The 3,263-nt window shown below is 53.5% G+C and carries 2 rRNA genes; both read left to right on the forward strand.

Going from position 1 to position 3,263, the window contains the following annotated elements:
* Positions 1–2,881 (forward strand): 23S ribosomal RNA (locus XcuCFBP2542_RS18420).
* Positions 2,882–3,051: 170 nt separating this feature from the next.
* A 5S ribosomal RNA gene (rrf, locus tag XcuCFBP2542_RS18425) occupies positions 3,052–3,166 on the forward strand.
* The last annotated feature ends 97 nt before the right edge of the window (positions 3,167–3,263 follow it).

The following is a 3,263-nucleotide window of genomic DNA, read 5'->3' on the forward strand; positions in this document are numbered from 1 at the left end:
GGTCAAGCGAATAAGCGCACACGGTGGATGCCTAGGCGGTCAGAGGCGATGAAGGACGTGGTAGCCTGCGAAAAGTGTCGGGGAGCTGGCAACAAGCTTTGATCCGGCAATGTCCGAATGGGGAAACCCACTGCTTCGGCAGTATCCTGCAGTGAATTCATAGCTGCTGGAAGCGAACCCGGTGAACTGAAATATCTAAGTAACCGGAGGAAAAGAAATCAACCGAGATTCCCTAAGTAGTGACGAGCGAACGGGGAACAGCCCTTAAGCTGGAATGGCTTTAGAAAAACAATCTGGAAAGATTGGCCATAGAAGGTGATAGCCCTGTATTTAAAAGGGCCACTCCAGTGAAGACGAGTAGGGCGGGGCACGTGAAACCCTGTCTGAATATGGGGGGACCATCCTCCAAGGCTAAATACTCCTGACCGACCGATAGTGAACCAGTACCGTGAGGGAAAGGCGAAAAGAACCCCGGAGAGGGGAGTGAAATAGATCCTGAAACCGTGTGCGTACAAGCAGTAGGAGCTCGCAAGAGTGACTGCGTACCTTTTGTATAATGGGTCAGCGACTTACTGTTCGTGGCAAGCTTAACCGTATAGGGGAGGCGAAGGGAAACCGAGTCTGATAAGGGCGCATAGTCGCGGGCAGTAGACCCGAAACCGGGTGATCTAGTCATGGCCAGGGTGAAGGTGCCGTAACAGGTACTGGAGGCCCGAACCCACGTCTGTTGCAAAAGACGGGGATGAGCTGTGATTAGGAGTGAAAAGCTAATCGAACCCGGAGATAGCTGGTTCTCCTCGAAAGCTATTTAGGTAGCGCCTCGGACGAATACTACTGGGGGTAGAGCACTGTTATGGCTAGGGGGTCATCGCGACTTACCAAACCATTGCAAACTCCGAATACCAGTACGTACTATCCGGGAGACACACGGCGGGTGCTAACGTCCGTCGTGAAAAGGGAAACAACCCAGACCCACAGCTAAGGTCCCAAATTCACTGCTAAGTGGAAAACGATGTGGAAAGGCATAGACAGCCAGGAGGTTGGCTTAGAAGCAGCCACCCTTTAAAGAAAGCGTAATAGCTCACTGGTCGAGTCGGTCTGCGCGGAAGATTTAACGGGGCTAAGCAGTGAACCGAAGCTTGGGGTGCATAAAACTTGTTTTATGCGCGGTAGAGGAGCGTTCCGTAAGCCTGCGAAGGTGGATTGAGAAGTCTGCTGGAGGTATCGGAAGTGCGAATGCTGACATGAGTAACGATAATGCGGGTGAAAAGCCCGCACGCCGAAAGCCCAAGGTTTCCTTGCGCAACGTTAATCGACGCAGGGTTAGTCGGTCCCTAAGGCGAGGGCGAAAGCCGTAGTCGATGGGAAGCAGGTTAATATTCCTGCACCTCGCGTGAGTGCGATGGAGGGACGGAGAAGGTTAGGTGTACCGGGCGTTGGTTGTCCCGGGGAAAGGCGGTAGGTTTGGATCTTTGGCAAATCCGGGATCCTTTAAGACCGAGCACCGAGACGAGCCTTTATGGCGAAGTCACTGATACCACGCTTCCAGGAAAAGCTCCTAAGCTTCAGCTCACGAAGACCGTACCGTAAACCGACACAGGTGGGTAGGATGAGAATTCTCAGGCGCTTGAGAGAACTCGGGTGAAGGAACTAGGCAACATGGCACCGTAACTTCGGGAGAAGGTGCACCCTTTTTGGTGGCTCGTGCGAGCTATAGCTGAAGAGGGTCGCAGAAACCAGGCCGCTGCGACTGTTTATCAAAAACACAGCACTCTGCAAACACGAAAGTGGACGTATAGGGTGTGACGCCTGCCCGGTGCTGGAAGGTTAATTGATGGGGTCAGCCGCAAGGCGAAGCTCTTGATCGAAGCCCCAGTAAACGGCGGCCGTAACTATAACGGTCCTAAGGTAGCGAAATTCCTTGTCGGGTAAGTTCCGACCTGCACGAATGGCGTAACGACAGCGGCGCTGTCTCCACCCGAGACTCAGTGAAATTGAAATCGCTGTGAAGATGCAGCGTTCCCGTGGCAAGACGGAAAGACCCCGTGAACCTTTACTATAGCTTTACACTGAACGTTGAGTTCGTCTGTGTAGGATAGGTGGGAGGCTATGAAACTGTGGCGCTAGCTGCAGTGGAGCCATCCTTGAAATACCACCCTGTCGTGCTTGACGTTCTAACCTAGATCCGTTATCCGGATCAGGGACCGTGTATGGTGGGTAGTTTGACTGGGGCGGTCTCCTCCTAAAGAGTAACGGAGGAGCACGAAGGTACGCTCAGCGCGGTCGGACATCGCGCACTGTGTGCAAAGGCATAAGCGTGCTTGACTGCAAGATCGACGGATCAAGCAGGTACGAAAGTAGGTCTTAGTGATCCGGTGGTTCTGTATGGAAGGGCCATCGCTCAACGGATAAAAGGTACTCCGGGGATAACAGGCTGATACCGCCCAAGAGTTCATATCGACGGCGGTGTTTGGCACCTCGATGTCGGCTCATCACATCCTGGGGCTGTAGTCGGTCCCAAGGGTATGGCTGTTCGCCATTTAAAGTGGTACGCGAGCTGGGTTCAGAACGTCGTGAGACAGTTCGGTCCCTATCTGCCATGGGCGTTGGAAGTTTGAGAGGGGCTGCTCCTAGTACGAGAGGACCGGAGTGGACGAACCTCTGGTGTTCCGGTTGTCACGCCAGTGGCATTGCCGGGTAGCTATGTTCGGAAGCGATAACCGCTGAAAGCATCTAAGCGGGAAGCGCGCCTCAAGATGAGACTTCCCGGGGCACAAGCCCCCTAAAGGAACCATGTAGACTACGTGGTTGATAGGTCAGGTGTGTAAGTACAGCAATGTATTGAGCTAACTGATACTAATGATCCGTGCGGCTTGACCATATAACCTCAAGTTGCCTTGGTCCCAACGAACGTTGGTAGATCATCAAATGCAAGCTACGTCACAAGTTAACTATGCGAGGCTGAGCGCCGTAGGTGCTTCCATATGCAAACGCTTGCACACCCGTGCTCACGTTTAAGGAAGCAGCAACTGGCGACGCTCCAACCGTCTCCCTGGTGAAATTAGCGCTGTGGAACCACCCGATCCCATCCCGAACTCGGAAGTGAAACGCAGCTGCGCCGATGGTAGTGTGGCTCAAGCCATGCGAGAGTAGGTCATCGCCAGGGGCTTTTCCCCAAACCCTCAGTCCAACAGGACTGGGGGTTTGTTCTTTTTGCCCCACTCCAAATCCTCCACCTCATCAAAACCTACGCATGGCCGGGC

Origin of the sequence: Xanthomonas cucurbitae, assembly GCF_002939885.1 — a bacterium.
Taxonomy (GTDB): domain Bacteria; phylum Pseudomonadota; class Gammaproteobacteria; order Xanthomonadales; family Xanthomonadaceae; genus Xanthomonas; species Xanthomonas cucurbitae.